This is a genomic window from Bacillota bacterium, from assembly GCA_013178415.1.
Taxonomy (GTDB): Bacteria; Bacillota; SHA-98; order Ch115; family Ch115; genus Ch115.
In genome coordinates this window covers 1-20934 of the sequence record JABLXA010000004.1, presented here as the reverse complement: position 1 = coordinate 20934, position 20934 = coordinate 1, and the positions used below count along the sequence as shown (strand labels likewise).

The following is a 20934-nucleotide window of genomic DNA, read 5'->3' as shown; positions in this document are numbered from 1 at the left end:
GGGAGCGTTATCGCCGAGACGCGATTAGCGTTGTCTTGCCTTTAACGCGCCTCCCTGACCGGAAGGGGGGCGCTTCCCATGTACTTTGCCGCTAAGAATGGATTAAGCCATCAACTGAACCAGCCAGCCCAGAACTACATGCTCAACCTGCCCATAGGGGAATTGCTGTCGCGTTTGGAGGCCACTCCTGACGGCCTAACAAGTGAAGATGCGTCGGTACGTTTGGAGAGGTATGGCTTCAATGAGTTCCCGCGTTCACGCGGAGTGCCGGCCTGGCTTGCCTATTTGAGGCTCTTCGCCCAGCCCCTTGTGGCCGTGTTGATCGCGGCAGGGGCGATCTCGACCTTATTCGGAGAACTCCATGGCGCCGTGATAATTGGAATCCTGGTCATACTTAGTGTCACGCTTCAGTTCTTCCAGGAATATCGGTCGGAGGAGTTCGCCAAAAAGCTCGCAAAACAGGTGGCAATTACAGCTACGGTAGTACGGGATGGCATCATCTCCGAAATGCCGATGCGGGAGCTTGTCCCAGGGGACGTAATACGACTTGGCGCAGGGGATATAGTCCCAGCTGACGCGAGGGTACTTTATGCAAGGGATTTCTTTGTTGATCAGGCTATACTCACGGGGGAGCCGTTTCCGGTCGAGAAGATGCCGTGCGATAACCCTGGTGCGTACCTGGCTGTGCCCGATATGAATCATGCCGTCTTTTCTGGCACAAATGTGGTGAGCGGGACAGCAACTGCTATAGTCGTGGGGACGAATGGGCAAACTGAGTTCGGCCGCATAGCGAGGAGCCTGTCTATAGAGCGGCCAGAGACCGAGTTTCAGCGAGGTATCAAGAAGTTTACCTCGTTCCTTATCAAAGTGATCGCTGCCCTCGTCGTATTGATTTTCTTGCTGAATGTCGGACTTCACCGGGGGGTCCTTCAAGCCTTGCTTTTTGCGGTGGCCGTATCAGTCGGAATCACTCCTGGACTTTTGCCAATGATAATGACCATCACTCTTTCTACCGGCGCGGCGGCGATGGCGAAACGAAAGGTGATCGTTAAACGCCTGCAATCCATACAGAACCTTGGAAGTATGGACGTATTGTGCACCGATAAGACCGGCACGTTAACCGAGAGTAAGTTGGTCTTGCATAGTCATATTGATATCAATGGGCAGAATTGTGAGCGAACCTTCAAATTGGCGTGGCTTAACAGCGCATTTCAGGCTAGCCTGCGTAGCCCAATGGATGCCGCAATAATAGCATACAAAGGAGGCGGTTCTGATGGGTATATCAAGGTGGATGAGATCCCTTTCGATTTCATCCGCAAGCGCATGTCTGTGGTAGTGGAGAACGACAAGGAACGGCTTCTGATAACCAAAGGGGCGCCGGAGGGTGTAATTGAGGCATGCAAATTCATAGAACTCAATGGACAAACTTTGGAACTCAGTCCCGAGCTTAAAAGGCTTGCTCTCGCTCGTTTCGTTCAGCTGAGCGGCGATGGGTACCGAGCTCTTGCGGTGGCCTACCGTCCTATTGGAAATGATCGGGCCGTTTATTCCGCGACTGATGAAAGTGAATTGATCTTCGTCGGTTACATCACTTTCACGGACCCGCCGAAGGAGAGTGCGGCGAGGGCAGTTGAGGAACTGAAAAACCTCGGCGTAAATGTGAAGATTCTGACGGGCGACAACGAGCTCGTCACCAGACGCATATGTGAGCGCGTCGGACTTGATGTGCATGGGATTGTCATGGGACAGGATATAGATGCCATGGACGATGAAAACCTTGTCTCAAGAGTTGAGGGCGCGACTATTTGCGCGCGATTGAGCCCAGAGCAGAAGAACCGGATCATCTCTGTGCTAAAAAAAGCGGGACATGTTGTTGGTTATATGGGGGATGGCGTCAATGACGCTCCCGCGCTCAGAACCGCGGATGTAGGCATCTCTGTCAACAATGCTGTGGATGTAGCCAAAGAGGCCGCGGACATCGTCCTTCTGGAGGAGGGGCTGCACATTCTTGAGATGGGGATTATAGAAGGCCGCAGAACATTCGCGAATACTATGAAATATATCATGATGGCCACAAGCTCAAATTTCGGGAATATGTTCAGTGTCCCGATAGCGTCTCTGCTGGTCCCATTTTTGCCCATGCTGCCTGTACAAATACTTCTAAATAACCTTCTCTATGATTTTTCTCAGGTGAGTATCCCGACTGACAGGGTAGACAGCGATTATATAAGGCAGCCTAGGCGTTGGAATATTGATTTTGTAAGGAATTTCATGGTCATATTCGGGCCGATCAGCTCTCTTTACGACATCGTGACTTATCTGGTTATGCTTCATGTATTCCATGCGGGCCCTTCTCTTTTCCAGACTGGGTGGTTTGTTGAATCCTTGGCTACTCAGACGCTGGTCATACACATAATTCGTTCGCGGTATAGCCTTTTCAAGAGCCGCGCCAGCGCCATGCTTTGGATTACTACGCTCATGGCTGTCGGATTAGGAACGATAATTCCATATACTCCGGTCGGCGCCTTCTTCTATTTCAGACCGCTGCCATTTCCATTACTCATGGTTTTGGGCGGAATGGTGGGGGCGTACCTTTTGACGGTGGAAAGTGTAAAGCGATGGTTTTACAGGCGATTTGGATGGTGAAAGGATTTGCGCCCGCATCCAAGCCAGCACGGCTAGGAACCAGATTCCTTCGATATTAAGACTCGCGCGGCTAAGATCAAGACCTGCGCGGGGAAGCCCGCAGGTTTCAACCGTGAGACTCAGCCACATAAAGGAATATCCAGCGTCATGTCAAAATATACTGCGTGGCCAATTCTGATTACCGGGGGAGATCTGGATGCGCAACATCAAATTCCTCCTGACAGTGGCGATTGCCTTAACGGCCATGACGGCCGGTTTCACTGTTTTCGCGGACGTGGATTTTTGTCTTGCCGAGGGCGGCATGGCCGTATCTGAGGATCTTCCCACCGGGATGATTCCGGGTGTGATCGAGATTCGCCTCATGGCAGGGGAGGGGGCGGGGATAGGCTCTCCCCATGCTGGGGCCGAGGTTCAGTTTCAGGCAGTTTCAGGCAGGCTCGGAATTGCCCTCGGATACGAAAGTGTAAGATGGGGCGCTGGCAGATATGATACGCTCATCCTCGATGACCGCGCACAATCCTATCCATTCATTCTGCTAAACTCAACCGCCCAGACCAAATTTGGCCGGGTTGAATATAGCAAGCTCACGGGCAAGCTCGGTCCCTATCCTGATACATACCTTTTAGGACAGCGTCTCGATCTATATCCCAGACCATGGCTGCGTTTCGGAATAAGCGAAGTCGCCATAGCTGACGGCAGGTTCGCGAGCATGGTGACCAATTGGATTCCCCTGTGGCCATTTTACCTGACCCAGCATATAGCTATTCACTCTGGCGTGCCAGAAATAAATGAATCAAGCAATGAAAATCTTGGTCTTGATGCGACAATTGTCTTGCGCCCGGGAACGACCGTCTATGGCGAGTTCTTCGTTGATGATATGCCCCAGAACCCCAAAAATGGCGGCGTCTATCAAATAGGTTTCCTAGTGGGAGGGACAACAGAGCTAAATAAAGACTTGCGTTTAGATGCTGAATACGCCCGAGCCAATAACTATACATATACCTTCCGAAATCCGGCGAGAAGTTATCTTAACCAGGGTGAGCCGCTAGGTTTTCAGCTCGGGCCCGATGCGGACAGGCTCATTATCATGTTGAGAAAGCAGTCTGAAAAGATCGAGACTAGAGCCGGGGTTGAATTGCGCCGCCGCGGAGAGGGACGCATCGGAGATAAATGGCAAGATATCGGGTGGCAGAAAGCCCGGAAGTATTCGTTTCTCTATGGGGTGGTGGAACAAACCTCTTTGGCTCGGGCCGAGGTTGATAGGGCCTTTGGTCCTGAGAGCCGGATCAAGAGCGGAATCGCAATTGGGCCGGTGAGGAATAAGGATAATGTCCCCGGGGCAACGGATATGAGGATGGAGTGGACTCTGGGACTAGAGCTTAAGCTCTAATACCTGCGCTAATGAAAATTTGTGGTTCTAGAAGGCTTTCGTGTATTCGCGTGGAATAAAGAAGTAATGCGCTCAAGGGGTGGAATGGCGGCCCCAGTGCTGTGTGGGTTCAGACCGCCCCATGCTTCCGGGCGATATATATTGGCTTCTAGGATCTAGAATAATGTAGTTGGACTGGTAGGTAATGATGAGCCGATGGCTTAGAACAGCTATCCTTGTGTTCCTTGATTTTATCTCTATAATCGTTGCAGGCATATTTGCCTTTCTCATCAGGTTTGATTTTGTTATTCCTGCGCAATATCTTCTTATACTCGAGAGGAATCTTCCTTTTCTGATCCCGATCCGCCTCATTAGCTATTCTCTTTTTGGATTTTATAATCGCTTGTGGCAATATGCCAGTGTGCGTGAGCTTTGGGTCATCGTCGAGGCTGCAACAGTCGCATCTCTTGGAGACTGGATCCTTTTGCATGTGGTACATAAAGCCGGATTCCCGCGAAGCATAACTCTTTTGATGTGGATCCTCAACATAATCCTGGCAGGCGGAATCAGGTTCCTGGTGCGCTTCCATCAAGAATGGGTGACTAGTAATGGCTATGCCGCTGTGGATGGAGTCGAGCATCTACCTTCGGAGGCCCGAAAACGCGAAAGAGTCCGCGTTCTAATAGTGGGGGCGGGGCAGGCCGGGAACATCGTTGCGAAGGAGCTACGTTCACATAGAGAATTACCGTATGATGTCGTTGGGTTTGTCGATGACGATCCGGCCAAGCATGGTTACAGAATGGCAGGCTTACCTGTTCTTGGTTCCCGTCATGACTTGCCCAAGATCATAAAAAATCAGTCAATAGAAGAAGTCATAATCGCCATGCCTTCCGCTCCAGGGAGCGTGGTCAAGGAGATAGTCGACATTTGCCATGGCCTGCGGGTCAATCTCAAGACCTTGCCTGGGATGTATGATCTAATCGACGGAAAAGTAAGCGTAAATCTAATACGCGATGTACAGATCGAAGATTTGCTGCGCAGAGAAGAGATAAAAGTAGATCTAAACAGCATCGCAGGTTACCTACGTGGTGAACGGGTCCTGGTGACTGGCGCAGGCGGCTCCATCGGATCAGAGCTTTCCAGACAGATAGCGAGATTCGGTCCGGCGAGCTTGATTCTTCTCGGTCATGGCGAGAATAGTATATATGAAATAGAAATGGAACTTCGGGCTGCCCATCCGAGGTTTGAGATAATTCCGATCATCGCAGACATAAGAGATGGGGGGAAAATCGATCAGATCTTCGAAAGATTCAAACCTGACGTGGTATTTCATGCGGCCGCGCATAAGCATGTGCCATTGATGGAGGCAAATCCTGATGAAGCCATTACCAATAATATCTTTGGGACATGGAATGTGGCCACGGCCGCGGATAGACACGGTGCCAAGCGCTTCGTCCTGATTTCCACTGACAAGGCCGTAAATCCAGTGAGTGTCATGGGATGTACGAAACGTGCCGCTGAGATCGTGATCCAGACGCTCAATAAAACGAGCAAGACCAAATTTGTGGCCGTGAGATTTGGCAATGTGCTGGGAAGCCGGGGAAGCGTGGTACCACTTTTCAAGAAACAGATAGCCCAGGGTGGCCCCGTTACCGTGACGCATCCTGATATGTTGAGATATTTCATGACCATCCCAGAAGCTGTCCAGCTAGTCATACAGGCGGCTGCCATGGGGGAGGGCGGGGAGATTTTCGTCCTCGATATGGGGCGTCCCGTGCGGATCCTGGATATGGCCAAAGATCTCATCAGGCTCTCGGGTCTCGAGCCCGGGCGGGATATCAAGATTGAATTTACCGGCATCCGCCCTGGGGAGAAGCTTTACGAGGAAACACTCACGGCCGAGGAAGGAACGACGGCTACGAGGCACGAACGTATTTTCATTGCTAGGGGCAATTCTGCGCTTCTTGATAGAGGACTCGAGGAATTTCTGGAAACCTGCCGCCAAATTGCGGCATCTCGCGAAGATGCAGGGAATTCATTAGTTAAGTTGATAAGACAATTGACAGCCATAGATAAGAACGAAGAGGAAACGGGGCAAAAGGTATAATGGATGTGGCTTCAGCCTTTCGTCGATTTTGGAAGGCTAACGGCGTAGAACCGAGAGGTTCGGACGTACGGAGTGAGATCCTGAGACTCATGTGGCCTGCAATGATTGAAATGATACTCCTGCAGGCTGTACAGGTCATCAATATGATGATGGTGGGCCGCCTCGGACCTGTGGCCGTGGCTGCCGTCGGCGTCACAAATCAACCCATCTTCATGGCCCTATCGGTCTTCGTGGCTCTCAATGTGGGCACCACTGCCCTGGTTGCGCGATATATAGGGGCGGGGGACTTCAAAGCGGCCAAAGAGGTAGCTCGCCAGTCGATGATCGTAACTGCTATCCTGGGCATCCTGGTTTCCTTACTGGGGTATCTTCTTGCAGGCTATGCCATGATAATGATGGGAGCCGGCCCCGACGTGGTCGAGACTGGAATAAGATATTTCAGGCTTATCAGTATAAGTCTTCTCTTTGGCACCCTTGCGACTTGCGCATCCTCCATATTCAGGGGAGCCGGAGACACCAGAATCCCAATGATAGTCAACATTGCCACCAATGTCATGGTGGTGATCTTGAACTCAATATTCATCTATGGAAGGCTTGGAATTCCGCCCATGGGTGTCATAGGTTCGGGCGTATCTACTATACTGGCCAGGGTCTTTGGGGCATGTTTGTTTATTCTCGCCCTTCATGACCGCAGAGCAATACTCCGTGTTCCGTTGAAACCGCCTTTCAGATTATCGCGTAAGGTCCTGGGACCCATGCTCTATATTGGCTTTCCCAGCGCCGCCGAGCAGTTTTTCCTGCAGACAGGTCTTATCCTATTCGCCAGAATAATAACCGGCCTCGGAACAGTCACCTTTGCCGCGCACCAGATCGCCGCCAATATCCATGGGATGTCTTTTACACCCGGGCAGGCATTCGCGATCGCCTGCGTGACGCTTGTTGGACAAAACCTGGGCGCCGGCCGTCCTGACAGGGCTGAGGCATCAGCCTGTGAAGCGAGAAGGCTGGGGCTATATTTCTCGAGTTTTATGGGGCTGGTCTTTTTCTTCGGCAGCGAGCCTCTGGCAACCCTTTACACCACAGATGATGAAGTTATAAAGCTGACGAGCCAAGTACTCAAGATAATCGCGTTTTTCCAGCCGATCCAATCATCGCAATTCATTATCGCGGGTGGATTACGTGGGGCGGGAGATACGAAGATTCCGTTGTATAGCACCGCCGTAAGTGTATGGCTCATTAGATTGACTGCAGCCTATGGCCTTGTCTATGGAGTGGGGCTCGGACTGGCTGGCGCATGGCTGGCATTTGGAATTGATCAAACCTTTCGCTGGTTATTCATTACATTGCGCTTCAAGACCGGTAAATGGAAGAATAGCGTGATGGTATGCAGGGAGGCAATTTGAAATTAGATCTTATTGGTGTATAATGTCAGCGGAGTAGGGGAGGGTGATGTTGATGCCGGTTTTTGAATTCATATGCAAATCCTGTGGTCATAAATTCGAAGAATTGGTCTTGGGCAGGGGCGAGGCCGCGCCCAAATGTCCTAGCTGCGGCTCATCCGATGCAAAGAAGCAGTTCTCAGTGTTTGGGTATAACGGCGGGGCCTCAGGCTCCTCATCTGCAAGGTCCGGCGGCGGCTGTGCCACTTGCGGCGGCGGGCACTGCAGCACCTGCCATTGACTTGCTTGCACACCTGGCATAAAAAGCCGGCCGGGGCGACACAACTAAGATTGGCCGAGTTCGTCCATAACATTTGATGGAGTTTTTCGTCGGATATTTGTCGAATGTTTGATGGATATCCAGCAGGATTTTCGCCGAGCGTGGCGAATGTGTATCTCGGTCTAGGGGTTTGTCCAAGCGTTAGAGATGCATCTATATCATGGCAACTGGTCCTCAGGTAGGACCTGTTGCTTTGTGTACAGGCTTGGATCGCCTTGACATATTTATTTGCTTCTGGTTCCAAGAGATAACCGAAGAGGTGATTTAAAAATATGGCTGATCTTACATCGTTATTCCGTCCGCGTTCCGTCGCTGTAATTGGCGCATCTAGGTCCCCGGGAAAGGTAGGAAATTCGATACTCAGAAACATCCTCAAAAGCGGATACAAGGGTCAAATCTACCCAATAAATCCTAAGGAAACCGAAATCGAGGGACTGAAATGTTACCCAAGTGTATCCGAGGTCAAGGCAGAGCTAGCAGTTATCGTGATCCCCGCCGGGGGAGTCCTGTCAGTTGCAGAGGAATGCGGCAAGCAGGGAATTCACAATCTGATCGTGATTACCGCGGGTTTCAAAGAGGTAGGTAAGGAAGGCGCAGAGTTAGAAAAGAAGCTCGTCGACATTTGCAAGCAGTATTCCATCAACCTCGTCGGCCCCAATTGCCTCGGAATCATGGATACCCATTCACCATTGGATGCTAGCTTTGCCCCCAAATTCGCTCTTCCTGGCCAAATCGCATTCATATCCCAGAGCGGCGCTCTTGGCGCAGCTATCCTTGACTGGAGCGTAGGCCGCGGCCTGGGCTTCAGCAAATTCATAAGCCTCGGCAACAAGGCAGGCCTCGATGAGGCCGATTTCATTGAAGGCCTTGCAGATGACCCGGATACCAAGGTCATCCTTTGCTATCTAGAGAGCATCAACAGGGGACAGCATTTCATGGATGTGGCCCAGAAGGTGTGTATGAAGAAGCCGGTCATTGTATACAAGTCCGGTGTCAGCGCTGCAGGCGCGAAGGCTGCGTCATCACACACTGGTTCTCTGGCGGGCAACGACCGAAGCTATGAAGCGGCATTCAAGCAGTGCGGCGTTCTGAGGGTCAAGAAGCTCGAAGAGCTATTCTCTCTGGCGACTGCGCTCACCACTCAGCCCCTTCCGAAGGGCAATACGGTTGCAGTGGTCACAAATGCAGGTGGCGCGGGCATCATAACCACTGATAATATCGAAGCATCGAGTCTCAAAATGGCACAGCCTGCAGAGTCTACAGTCGAGGAACTCAAAAAAGTACTTCCTGCCGCAGCCAATTTCCATAACCCATTTGATGTACTGGGCGATGCCAGGGCTGACCGGTATGAATATGCTCTTGAGCGGGTGCTAGATGACCCGAACGTGAACAATGTCATCGTGCTTCTTACTCCCCAGGCGGTCACTGAGCCTGATCCTACCGCAGATGCCATCATAAGATGCTGGAAGAAGAACCCCAAGAAGCCTCTTGTCACATCGTTTATAGGCGGCGAGGCCGTGGAGAATGGCCGCAGGAAGTTTGAGGAGGCCGGGATTCCAACATATAGCTTCCCTGAGGCTGCAGTTGATGTGCTTGATGGGCTTTCACGCTATGCTGCATGGAGAGAGCGTGCCGAGAAGCTTACGGCAGAGGAATTGACTCTCACTCCGCGGCCAAACCGCGACAAAGTGACAAAGATCATAGCAGCAGTGCGTGCGGATGGGCGCAACACTCTGTTGGGAAGCGAGGCAGCACAGGTAGCTGAAGCATATGGCATTCCTGCTGCCCCATCTATTTTGGCAAAAAATGGAGATGAAGCCGTGGCTGCCGCTAAAAGTATGGGATTCCCTGTGGTGATGAAGCTGGCCGCGCCCAAGATCACACATAAGACAGATCTGGGGGGAGTCGCGCTAAACATAAAGACTGAAGAAGATGTGAGGAACACCTTTGACAGGATATTGCGCAATCTTCGCGACAAAATGCCTGATGCAGTGGCATATGGAGTCGAGGTCCAGAAAATGATGCCGGCTGGGCGTGAGTTGATCATAGGAATGTCCAGAGACCCTCAGTTTGGCCCGATGATCATGTTCGGCCTTGGCGGGATTTATGTAAACTTGATGCAAGACGTTTCCTTTAGAATGGCGTACAAGCTCACAAAATCGGAGATCGAGGATATGCTCCAGGAGACAAAGGCATACAAGCTTTTGAAGGGCTACAGAGGCGAAGCTCCTGCTGATATCCCGGCGTTAATCGATGCGATAGCGCGCATCGCCCAACTTACCATCGATTTTTCAGATATAGCTGAGCTTGACATCAACCCTGTATTTGCGTATGAGAAAGGACTTTCAGCCCTTGACGTAAAGATCATCTTGACGAAAGAATAAACATCGCCAGGGGGAAATCATGGCCAATGGCGATGCACCCAATTGTTATTATCATGATCGTCATGACCATGGGATCAACGATAATGGGCCGGTTGAGAAATCAGCCGGTCCATTTTATTTGATTTCCACCATAGGGCGCTAAATGATCTTTAGTTTACATAAGATCTATTATACGACGTTATATCAATTGCAGTTCTAAGGGAAATGGCATACATTTGTTTGTGGGTTGGCAATCCTGTGCTATAATCCAATTAGGAATTATGGTAGGGAGTGCATTATCGAAATGGGCAGACGACCGTCCAGGGATATATCCCCCAAGCAGAGCAAGATTTTGGGTTTCATTCAGGCCCGGATAGCTCAGAATGGCTATCCTCCGTCGCTCAGGGAGATTGCGCAGGCATGTGGCCTAAGGTCAGCATCAACCGTCCATGGCCATCTTTTAAGACTAGAGCGGAAAGGATATATAAGACGTGATCCAACAAAATCTAGAGCTATCGAGATAATCCAGGCAAGCCCTGATTCGCCCGGACTCCTGAATGCGCGAGATGATGACATCATTGACGTTGCAGTGACTGCGCCGGTTGTCGGCAAGATAGCTGCTGGGTATCCGCTTCTTGCGGTAGAAAATATCGATGAAGTTTTGCCGATTCCAAAGGAATTTGCAGCAGATGGGCCCGTATTTGCGCTCAGAGTGCAGGGAGATAGCATGATAGGCGCAGGAATATTAAACGGCGATTATGTTATAGTGAGGCAACAAAATTTCGCCCAGAATGGTGATATTGTTGTGGCACTCTTAGGCGATGAGGCTACCGTGAAACGCATCTATATCGAGAATGATTTCGTCAGGTTGCAGCCCGAAAATCCCAATATTGCCCCCATTATAGCTCGTGATGTCACAGTATTGGGCAAGGTGATCGGACTTTTGCGCAAGATTCGCTAGATTTTGGTTTAAGCGAAGCAGATCCCGGTCTGAGCGCACCTTGGTCGGACATGCCCGCACATCGCTCTGTATTTGCCTGGGCAGCCCCCCATGCCGCTGCGGCACCGCCAGCAGGGACATGATGGCTTTTTATTACCTTTTTATTACATCGATTGTTGTACTTCGGCGCTGGTCCCCTGAGCCTTTAGTTCCATTAAAGTCTGCTTATCGAGCCCCATTGTCTGGAGGAACATCTCAAGGGCATGGAGCTGGCCCCTCGTCTGCGCATCATCCATGGTTGGCTCAGGCAATTCGAGATATTCTTTGAGGGCCATGTCGTAGGCAGCAGTCACTCCGTGCTCGGAAACCAACATTATCAGATCCTCATATTTCTGTTTGCGGGAGAGAGCGTGGCAATAATAAAAAGCAGGATTTGCGGTCTTTGAGCTGATCAGCAAATCCTGCTTTGCCAGGCTCTTGAGGCGCTTTAGCCCCCTCACGACATCTTCCACATTTAACATGATCTCCATGGCGGATCCCCCCAGTCGTTTATTGTTATACTGATGCCATCTGGGTCGCATCAAACCCGCTCAATGAATGATATATTCTTCGACCTGAATCGAAAACCTCCTTTGACCCTGACAAGAATATGACAAGAATAAAGGCTGTTGCACCAATTATATCCATTGGCGCGCCAGCCCTGTGCGGTAAATCCGTTGAGATAAAATGCGGTACATAGCTTTTCTCCCCCGAAAATGTTTATGTTTGTCCTCTCATATGTACAATACGCAATCCGTGGCGAAAAAGTTCCCACATAATATGCCGCCCGATCGACATCAACCTCTCAATAATAGTATTCTAAAGGCAAATTGGATTTATGCCCCAGCTTCCGAAGTTTTTAAAAATTCACACCAATTATTCCACCCACCGCGCCGCAGAATAGAGAGCCAGCAATTCTTAAGAGCGAATCCGCTGAGAATAGGGTGACCGTGCCGCCACTGTATGCGGCGGCCAGTTGTATAAGAGAGAAAAAAGCCCCAACCAGGCACCCGACGGCTATACCCTTCTGCTTCGCCTTTTTCCCCGCCAGAGCCGCCCCTATCAATATTGCCGCATACTGTAAACCCAAGGCGATACTTCGCTCAGAATGACCCGGCAGTTCAATGGCGGCGCCCACAATGGCTGTAGCTATCGTCAACAACAGGATTACGATCAACGAAAAGATCAGTCCCAATACGGCATATCTCCACAAGGAAAACGGCACGTCAATCTCCCCGGTTCTCCGAGTAGCCACTTCGATACCCCCCTGCTACAGAATGGCGGATATTTCTCAACGTAGTTCAGTTCCCCTCTATAGCAAGGATATTCGTGAGTCTTCTATATATGCAAGGTTGACTTCCGTCTAGGTGTGCGATATACTTGAAATGCAAAATCCCATGATGCGCCTTGGAAACCCGGGGTTTCGCGGAAAAGCGCACTTTTCGATCGAGTCCCAGATTTCTGATGGGCGAGAAAATGATAGAAGATGTAGATCGGGGCATAGCGCAGTTTGGCAGCGCGCTTGGTTCGGGACCAAGAGGTCGGCGGTTCAAGTCCGCCTGCCCCGACCAGTTATGTACCACGCGAAACTCGCGAATCCGCGGTTATTCTGCCTACTCGCTCCTATTTCTATTTTCTCGAGACCTTCGCTGGAACGCCCCATGTCAAAAGGTCTTCATTGTGAGAGAGCGCAAGGATTTGGCGATCCTTCCCTACCCTATCCAAAGTCTTGGCAAGATTAGACAGCCTCCCGCTATCGCAGCTCACAAATGGATCATCGAAGATCAAGGGCAATTTGATGTCTGAAGCAAGAAGATCGGCGATCGCAAGCCGGAGCGCTATATATAGCTGATCTTGCGCCCCTTTGCTCAGTTGCGCTATATCACATGGTCTCCCATCATCCTCTACATGGATCTTGAATTCGTCATCTATCACAACGGCGCGGCCATCGACCCCTGTTATCTCTTTGAAATATCTTGTGGCAGCCTTCTCGAGCCGGCTACGGTGCGTCTCCTGGTAATCGGTTATGGCAGCTTTCAGTTCTTTACATGCCTCTGTCAGTGCATCGGCAACCAGACCTGCCTCATCGCGTTTCTTCTGAAGATACGACAGCTCTAGCTCCGCCTGGGCGATATTCAAAACGCCCATATTCCGGCCATCCAGCCTAGCTAGTTTCCCCTCTAATTCGTGACTTTCATCCATCAAGGATTCCACCTTCCCCTCGAGATCCCGCACATCCCTAACGAGCGATCTATAACGAGTCTCCAGGATCTCCACATCCCCTATCTCATTCACTCCCGGAAGACCGGGGTTCTGCTCCATCAAATCTTTCAGGCGCGATAGGGACTCCCCTGCCCTATTCTCTATATCTATCCTTTTCTCCGCGAGACTTTCGAGAGAAGTCACTGCATATTGCTGAAACAGCGTCTCAAGGGAAGCGAGCATTCCATGCATGTGTTCACTGTACCTACGACTCTCCTCTCTCCTCTGCCTCGCCTGTTCGATTTCTCCTAAGATGGATTCATAGTCTTTCTGCGCCCTCATCCTCTCATCTTTGCCAGGCAGGCACGCCTTCCTTTCGCCTAGGGCAGCGGCATCCTCATCCCGCTGTTTTGCCTTTTCATATAGGGCCCCTAGCCCAGCTTCATCATTTGAAGCGAAGTCTCCGAGCGCCTGATCAAGAGTCGACATCTCATGGCGTAGATCAGAAAGCCGCTTGACAAGCGTCTCAAGCTCGGCCTTTATTTTCTTGTGTTCAGGGAGGAAGAGAGATCCGTGATAAGAGCCTATATAGTAGCCGAGAAGTCCAAAGATGATTCCGGTAGCCAACGAAGCCAATCTACCTGTAAATCCCGCAAAACGGCCCCATACCAACCATATAAGTATGCCGGTCAAGGCCGCTAGCGCTAGGCCGGCACCAAGTCGCGCACCGAAGGAGACTTTGAGTTTCTGCTGGCACTCTTGCAATCTGCCGTTTAACATCCGCTCCTCACGAATAGCTTTCAGTTTTTTGGAAATGGTGTCTGACGCGCCCGGCGCGAGGGAGGAGATCCCGGCGTAACGCTTGTGGAAATCCGCCTGGCCCTTTTCGAAAATGCTTATCTGCTCGTCGATCTCGCGCAGTCGGCGCTCGGCATTGGCCTTTTTATTTTCTAGATCCCTCTCTAAGGTCGATAGTCTCGCAGACCATGAGTTGAGCTTTCCCTTGAGGGAAGCAAGATCGTTTGCCCCGAAGCTCATATCATCAGGGGTGATGTCAAGCTCCGGGTAGAGTCTTTGTATTTCATTACACTCATTCTTTATCTTTTCAATTAGATCCTTGGCGCTATCCACCGCATTGCTGATTCGGACCTGCTCTCCCAGGAGCTGCCGGTATTCGCCGCTCAACCTTCTCCAATCTGACCATGCACCGAGTATGGAGCGCTTAGCAGCTAAGGCGATACGTGTCTTCTCCAGCTCACTCGTGACTTTGGCTTGTTTCTCTTTCAATGCCTCCAGCGAATCCACTCTAGCCCGACACTCCTCTATTTGGGATTTCAGCATGGCTATCTCTGAATCAAGTTTTTCGAGGTCTCGATCTTTTCTCTGGTTAGAAGGGGTGATCCCTCTATCTCCCGTATTCCTCGTCATGTTCTTTAACTCTTCCACAAGAACTCCAAGGGCCCGCATAAAATCCGCCCCGGCCCCCGAAAGGAGACTTTGAATGGAATTGTCGAGTCTCCTATCGACAGGCAAAGGTTGGGTTATACAAAAGGTGGACTCAAACAACTCCCGGGAGGTCAGCCCAAATAGCTCATGCAGCCATTTCTCATATGTCAAGTTAGGCTTTTTGGCTCCAGGATTATGCTCTCCGCTTACCAGGCTGGCAAACCCCCCGTTATCATATCTAGCCAGGGAGATCCTGTGCGTTTGGAAATCTCGCGCGATTCGATATTGGACACCATCCGCTGAAAAATATAACTCTCCTTCAAATCTCGAGGGATTATCCCAGTTCTTGAATCGGGCCTGGCCAAATTCGGCGGGATCTGTTTTGCCTGGAAGACCGAATATAGTCGCCAATAGCCCCATAACGATCGACGATTTTCCAGTTTCATTTTTCGCGACATAGGTATTGATCCCATCAGATAGCTCGATTTCAACCCCATCCCTATAGGGGCCGAATCCGCGAAGGATGAGCCTATTGAAACAAATGTCCTTCACCTTGCCCTCCCTCCTCCCTGGAAAGCTGCGAGGCCTTTACGAAGGGCAAGTTGCAGAAGCCTTCTTTCACGATCATCTGCGGCTTTGTTGATCCTATCGAGGAGTCTCCTGGCAAAATAACCCCGAATGGTGATCTCCTCCGAGTATTCTTTGATGAGGGCAGGGGTTAGAAAATCTGTCTGATCATCGACCTCAAGGTAGAAGAACTTGTCTTCGATGGCTGCAGTAAGGGTTTCTACATCAATGGAGAAAGGAGGCGCGCCTGTGAGGATGATCCGGGCCAAGGCCTCAGGGTCCCCCATATGGGTAAGCGCTTCAATGAGTTCATTTTGGGACCGCATGGCAGAAACGTCTATCGTCTCCTCGATATGCTTCCGCACTGCGATTTTTGGAGTTTGTATGGTGACAAATCCCCCGTCGAATTGGGCGATGGTGAGATGTCCTACCCCCGGATCAGAAAGCCCCTTATATTCGATGGCGCCAGGATAGACGGCTATGCCTTTCCCTATATTCGCTTTGATATGCTTGTGAATATGACCAAGGGCGACATAGTCATAACCTGCTCTGGCAAGCGCGCTGGACATCATGGGAAGGCTTCTGTCACCGGCATTCCAGTCGAGAGAACCATGAAATATCCCCATATGAAGGCCGGGATCTGCTGCCCGCGGCAAATCCGCAAGTCTATCTGTACGTGTGAGTCCGCCTGTATACGCAAGGGAATAGATGACAATGTGCGTTCCATCTATATCTGCAGAGCAAACCTTGTCCGGCATGGGATTTCTCACCAGGACGCCGGGCCACGAATCCCCCCGCACCCTATATACCGAATCATGATATGTGATCTCATCATGATTGCCTGGCACAGTGACTAAAAGGATACGTGCCTGCATCAGGCGACGCAGCTGTCTAAGGACCTCTTCCACCAAAGAAGCATCCGGCGCATGAGATTCAAAAAGATCCCCCGCGATAACCACCATATTGATGCCGCTATCGGGGGCAAGGGCATAATCAATCGCTCTTTTTAGTAAGGAGTCTCGTTCTTTCTGCCGGATATCTCTCTTATCCGGCGGCAAATCCGGAACCCAGCCAAGATGCAAATCGGCAAGGTGGAGACAGCGAATCATCTATATCACCTCGAAAGGACTCCATGGCAATCTAAGCATAGGTACTCTTCCTTCCTTGGGGAACCCGGTATAGCACTTCCATGAGATAGGGCGGAAAGCCAAATATAGGACAGGTTGGCTATTTAAAGGATATCACAATAGTGGCAAGAGTGGAAGGGAAAAAGAGCATGAGCCATTTGCGATGTGACTTTTTTACCATAGGCTAGCCCCAATCTATGAAAGGAAAGCCCGGGCGAAATGGGGGATCTAATGGAGCAAGATTGGGGATCTAACGGAGCGGGCAGGCCGCTTTACCCGCGCCCTGCGCCCGCCTGAACCAGGATGCCAGCTTTGTTGAATGGCATGAGAGCCCTTTCGAGGATGCCATGAAGATATGCTATGAGCACGCCATAATTTACTATTGGCACTCCAGCCGCCCTTGCCTGGGCGAGTCTATACAGCATTTCCTTCCTGTTGATCATGCAGCCGCCGCAGTGCACGACGAGATCGAAATCCGAAAGATTCCCCGGGAAATCCATCCCTGCAGCCCAGGTGAAATCAAGTTTCCCGCCTACCCTGGCTTCCAGCCATCTTGGGATCTTTACCCTCCCGATATCATCTCCGATTGGATGGTGGGTGCAGGCTTCCGCTATGAGAACCCTTGCGCCCGGCCTGAGACTTGCCACATGCCTCGCCCCTTCCACAAGTGTCGATAGGTCCCCCTTATACCGCGCAAAGAGGATCGAGAAGGAGGTGAGATTCACATCCAGTGGCACCTGCCTCGATACAGTCTCAAAGGCCTGAGAGTCTGTGACTACCAGGGCCGGGCGGATTTTGAGCTGCCCGATCGCCGTTGCAACTGCATCTTCTTTTACAACCAACGCATGAGCATCATGATCGAGAAGATCTCTCAACGTTTGCACCTGTGGCAATATGAGCCTTCCTTTCGGAGCTTCGAGGTCTACAGGAACCACAAGGATCACCGTATCCCCAGGGACGATGAGATCGCCTATTATGGCCGGCCCCTCCCAATCCTTTGGGGCCACCCCTATGATGCGTTCCTTGAGTACATCTATCCCTTGCCTGGTCCTAGCGCTCACCGGGGTGAGCTGGACGCCAAGTTCCTCTTCCCATAGGGTAAGGGGCGCGGAACAAGCAAGATCCATTTTATTGGCCACACCTACCACAGGTAATCCTCTCCGCTGTATTTCAGCCACCATGGAGCGCTCATATTTCCCAGGACCTAGTGTGGCGTCCACCACCACAATGGCGATGTCGGCTTTCTCCAAGACTCGCCTGGTCCTTTGCACGCGGAGCTCACCTAACTCCCCAGTATCATCTATTCCTGCGGTGTCAATGATCACCACAGGCCCCACAGGCAGGATCTCCATGGCCTTATAAACCGGGTCCGTGGTAGTGCCTGGAACATCCGAAACAAGAGCGATCTCCTGATTTGTGAGGGCGTTTATCAGACTTGACTTGCCAGCGTTGCGCCGGCCCAGGATAGCAATGTGCAGCCTATTGCTGCGGGGAGTCGCCTGCATTGGCACGCTTCATCCTTTCAGCTCCGCTGGCTCAGACCGGCGCGGACGCCCGCCCAAGCCGGCGCAAATAATATCGGATAATCTAGAAATAGAGATCCCGTTCACCATTCTCCAATCTCTGCAACCTAGCGATCGTCTCTTCCCGCACTTTTGCCGACGGTATCATTTCAAGGTGTTCCTTTATGGCAGCCTCCCCTACCCTCTTTGTCTCACAGGATGCATAATCCAGCAGATATTCTTTGAATGTGAGGATAGCGTTTGGCTGGCATAGATTTTGAATTCTTCCTGTCTTGGCGAATTCCATGAATCTGTCGCCAGTGCGGCCCCTTCTGTAGCACGCTGTGCAGTAGCTTGGAATGTACCCCGAGCGCGCCAGGCTGGCGACAATTTCATCGGGGCTGCGGCGGTCATCGACCGAGAATTGCGCTTGTCCATCTCCTTCGTCGGATCTGCATTCTTCATGGATTTCACTCTTGTATGCTCCTACCCCTGTACGTGAACCTGCGCTGATTTGCGAGATCCCGACCGCGAAGACTTCATCCCGGAATCCCGGGTGTTCCCGGGTCGATAGAATCATTCCGGTATAAGGAACGGCAAGCCGCAAGATGGCCACTATCTTCTTGAAATCCCTATCAGCGACAAGGTAAGGAAACCGATCGAGCGTCACGCCGAGAGCGGGTCTCAGCCTTGGAACGGATATGGTGTGGGGTCCAACTCCAAACTTGGAGTCCAGATGCATGGCATGGTAGACCAGGCCCAGCACCTCGAATCGATAATCATACAATCCGAATAGCGCGCCTATGCCCACATCGTCGATGCCTGCTTCCATCGCCCGGTCCATAGCGCCGAGATGCCAATCATAATCTGATTTCGGCCCTGAGGGGTGCATATACTCATATGTAGGCCGGTGATAAGTCTCCTGAAACAGTACATAGGTTCCGATCTTCGCGGCCTTAAGGCGCCTATAGTTCTCAACTGTAGTGGCCGCGATATTCACGTTCACGCGCCGTATACTGCCATTGCCCACTTTTGTCTCGTAGATGGTCTGGATAACCTCTTCTATATAATCCATCGGGCAATTTACAGGATCTTCGCCACATTCCAGGGCGAGCCGCTTATGTCCCATGGATTCCAGCACCTTCACTTCCTCGACTATCTCATCTTTTGTAAGTCTCCTCCGGCCGAATTCGTTATCATGTCTATAGCCGCAATAGAGGCAGTTGTTGACGCAGAAATTGGAGAAATACAGGGGAGCAAATAGCACGAGTCGCTTCCCGTAGATCTTTTCCTTTATTTCATGGGCTGCCTTATATAGCATTTCAAGGGATTCGTCATTCTCGACACACAAGAGCCTCGCAACTTCATATGGAGAAATACCCTTTGCCTCCCGCGCCTTTTCAACGATATCTTGGACCTCCCTGATGTCTGGCTCAGCTGAATCCTCAATCAAACTATAGATTTCTTCATGCGGAATGAAGTCGCAGGTTATGGTTCCCTTCACTCTAGATCACTCTCCTTCTTGCTCTTGTAAATGCCGGCGCTGCGCTCATAATCCTCAGTAGCAGAAAATGACGCACATGTCCCTGGACATTTCTGGTCACGGAATTTCGGACTATCTCCTTTCGTTCCCGACACATATCTCCCCATTGAGTCAAGCATGGTACGGATCTCGGCTATCCCTCCATCCTCTGGATCATGCAGGGATTTGCTTTTGGGGTAAATCTCATACAAGCGGCGATACTCGAGAGGTGTTACATTCGGCATGATGACATTTGCGCCGCAGCAGAGGCCCATACGCCTTCCTTCAGGATGGAGCGTCGCAAGAGCAGTGGTGGCGGGAAGGTGAACGAGGGGCAGCATGAGCCTGGCTATCGCCAGAACCCTGAGCGTCAGCATTACATCGCCCGGAGGATATGAGCCAAGAGGAGTATCCGGATGAGGGATGAAAGGCCCAATCCCGGCCATCTCCACATCTAGTTCCCTGAGCAGCAGGATATCCTTTGCCAGAGTTGCAAAGGTTTGACCGGGAAGTCCCACTATATTCCCTGAACCGACTTGAAAGCCGAGTTCGCGAAGGTAAGACAAGCATTCCAGGCGGTCTTCGAGAGACATGCCCGGGTGGAGGTCCCTGTAAAGGACCGGATCGGCAGTCTCATGTTTGAGAAGAAACCTATCAGCCCCAGCAGCCCTCATGACCGAATATTCTTTTTTGGATCTTTCACCGATGGAGAGGGTAACCGCCACATCAGCCCGGCTCTTGATTTTCTCCACGATTCTGGCAATGTCGCTGGCTCGATAGTACAAGTCATCGCCGGACTGGAGCACGATGGTCTTGTAGCCCGCGCTTGCGGCTTTCGCGGCCGAAGCCACCACCTCATCAACGGTCATACGGTAGCGCCTGAGCTTGAGGTTGTCACGCCTCAAGCCACAATAGAGGCAGTTTCGCGCGCAATAATTGGAGAATTCAATGATACCACGAAGATGGACCTCATCTCCCATGAATTCCCTGCGAACTCTGTCTGCCCGCGCGAATAACATATTTTGCTGTTCTGGACCTGCGTTGATAAGTGCGAGTACATCCTCCTCGCCAGCACCAGGAGTGGTCTGGCCCGCGGCATACAATAAACCCGTCTCCCTGTGGAAGACGGGTTTACTGCCACAATCTGACAGATACACTAACCTCGCCTCCCCTTGTGTTCAGGTAACCCCTCAACTCAGGGATAGCCAAGACAATTATATTTCCAAAACAACAGGAAATCAATCACTAGATGAGATTAGGGTGCACGACATTTTTATGAAAGGGATTGACGGCCTTCTTTTTTATGGTAATCTGAATGTATAAATACATACAGAGGGGGTTGCTGTAAAATGTCCTTAGATATGGAGCGTTTGGAAGCAGAGCGG

The 20934-nt window shown here is 51.1% G+C and carries 14 protein-coding genes and 1 tRNA gene; 8 read left to right on the top strand and 7 right to left on the bottom strand.

Annotated features, from left to right (window positions below; translation table 11 throughout):
• Positions 1–138 precede the first annotated feature (138 nt).
• The 7 genes from mgtA (at position 139) to lexA (ending at position 11165) form a co-directional block, all read left to right on the top strand.
• A complete protein-coding gene (gene mgtA / locus HPY52_04225) occupies positions 139–2646 on the top strand; it encodes a magnesium-translocating P-type ATPase (GenBank protein ID NPV79471.1) in 2508 nt (835 codons plus the stop codon).
• 196 nt (positions 2647–2842) lie between these two features.
• Positions 2843–4036, top strand: a complete 1194-nt coding sequence (locus HPY52_04220; protein NPV79470.1) for a hypothetical protein — start codon at positions 2843–2845, stop codon at positions 4034–4036.
• A gap of 184 nt (positions 4037–4220) precedes the next feature.
• Positions 4221–6122: a polysaccharide biosynthesis protein gene (locus HPY52_04215; GenBank protein NPV79469.1), complete on the top strand. Its 1902-nt coding sequence runs from the start codon at positions 4221–4223 to the stop codon at positions 6120–6122.
• Entirely contained in the window at positions 6122–7525 is a 1404-nt protein-coding gene (locus tag HPY52_04210; GenBank protein ID NPV79468.1) for an MATE family efflux transporter, read from the top strand. Before HPY52_04215 ends, HPY52_04210 begins: the two co-directional genes overlap by 1 nt.
• Positions 7526–7577: 52 nt before the next feature.
• Complete coding sequence (locus tag HPY52_04205) at positions 7578–7802, top strand: zinc ribbon domain-containing protein (GenBank protein NPV79467.1); 225 nt, start codon at positions 7578–7580, stop codon at positions 7800–7802.
• 311 nt (positions 7803–8113) lie between these two features.
• Entirely contained in the window at positions 8114–10225 is a 2112-nt protein-coding gene (locus HPY52_04200) for a CoA-binding protein (GenBank protein NPV79466.1), read from the top strand.
• A gap of 283 nt (positions 10226–10508) precedes the next feature.
• A complete protein-coding gene (gene lexA, locus HPY52_04195) occupies positions 10509–11165 on the top strand; it encodes a transcriptional repressor LexA (protein NPV79465.1) in 657 nt (218 codons plus the stop codon).
• Positions 11166–11308: 143 nt separating this feature from the next.
• On the opposite strand, the gene HPY52_04190 is transcribed toward lexA, so the two are convergent.
• Both HPY52_04190 and HPY52_04185 read right to left on the bottom strand, forming a co-directional pair.
• Positions 11309–11674: a hypothetical protein gene (locus tag HPY52_04190; protein NPV79464.1), complete on the bottom strand. Its 366-nt coding sequence runs from the start codon at positions 11672–11674 to the stop codon at positions 11309–11311.
• Positions 11675–12042: 368 nt separating this feature from the next.
• Positions 12043–12438: a TIGR04086 family membrane protein gene (locus HPY52_04185; GenBank protein NPV79463.1), complete on the bottom strand. Its 396-nt coding sequence runs from the start codon at positions 12436–12438 to the stop codon at positions 12043–12045.
• 239 nt (positions 12439–12677) lie between these two features.
• On the opposite strand from HPY52_04185, the gene HPY52_04180 reads away from it, so the two are divergent.
• A tRNA-Pro gene (locus HPY52_04180) sits at positions 12678–12754 on the top strand.
• A gap of 58 nt (positions 12755–12812) precedes the next feature.
• On the opposite strand, the gene HPY52_04175 is transcribed toward HPY52_04180, so the two are convergent.
• From HPY52_04175 to hydE, 5 genes are all read right to left on the bottom strand, one after another.
• The gene (locus HPY52_04175; protein NPV79462.1) at positions 12813–15383 is read right to left on the bottom strand and encodes an SMC family ATPase; all 2571 of its coding nucleotides are present in this window, start codon (positions 15381–15383) and stop codon (positions 12813–12815) included.
• The gene (locus tag HPY52_04170) at positions 15380–16507 is read right to left on the bottom strand and encodes a DNA repair exonuclease (GenBank protein NPV79461.1); all 1128 of its coding nucleotides are present in this window, start codon (positions 16505–16507) and stop codon (positions 15380–15382) included. Before HPY52_04170 ends, HPY52_04175 begins: the two co-directional genes overlap by 4 nt.
• Before the next feature lie 290 nt (positions 16508–16797).
• Positions 16798–18030 carry a [FeFe] hydrogenase H-cluster maturation GTPase HydF gene (gene hydF / locus HPY52_04165; GenBank protein NPV79460.1) on the bottom strand — a complete coding sequence of 411 codons (1233 nt, stop codon included), beginning with the start codon at positions 18028–18030 and terminating at the stop codon, positions 16798–16800.
• An 82-nt stretch (positions 18031–18112) separates the two neighbouring features.
• Positions 18113–19519: a [FeFe] hydrogenase H-cluster radical SAM maturase HydG gene (hydG, locus tag HPY52_04160; protein ID NPV79459.1), complete on the bottom strand. Its 1407-nt coding sequence runs from the start codon at positions 19517–19519 to the stop codon at positions 18113–18115.
• Positions 19520–19527: 8 nt separating this feature from the next.
• Positions 19528–20652, bottom strand: coding sequence for a [FeFe] hydrogenase H-cluster radical SAM maturase HydE (gene hydE, locus HPY52_04155; protein ID NPV79458.1), 1125 nt, complete (start codon positions 20650–20652; stop codon positions 19528–19530).
• Between the last annotated feature and the right edge of the window lie 282 nt (positions 20653–20934).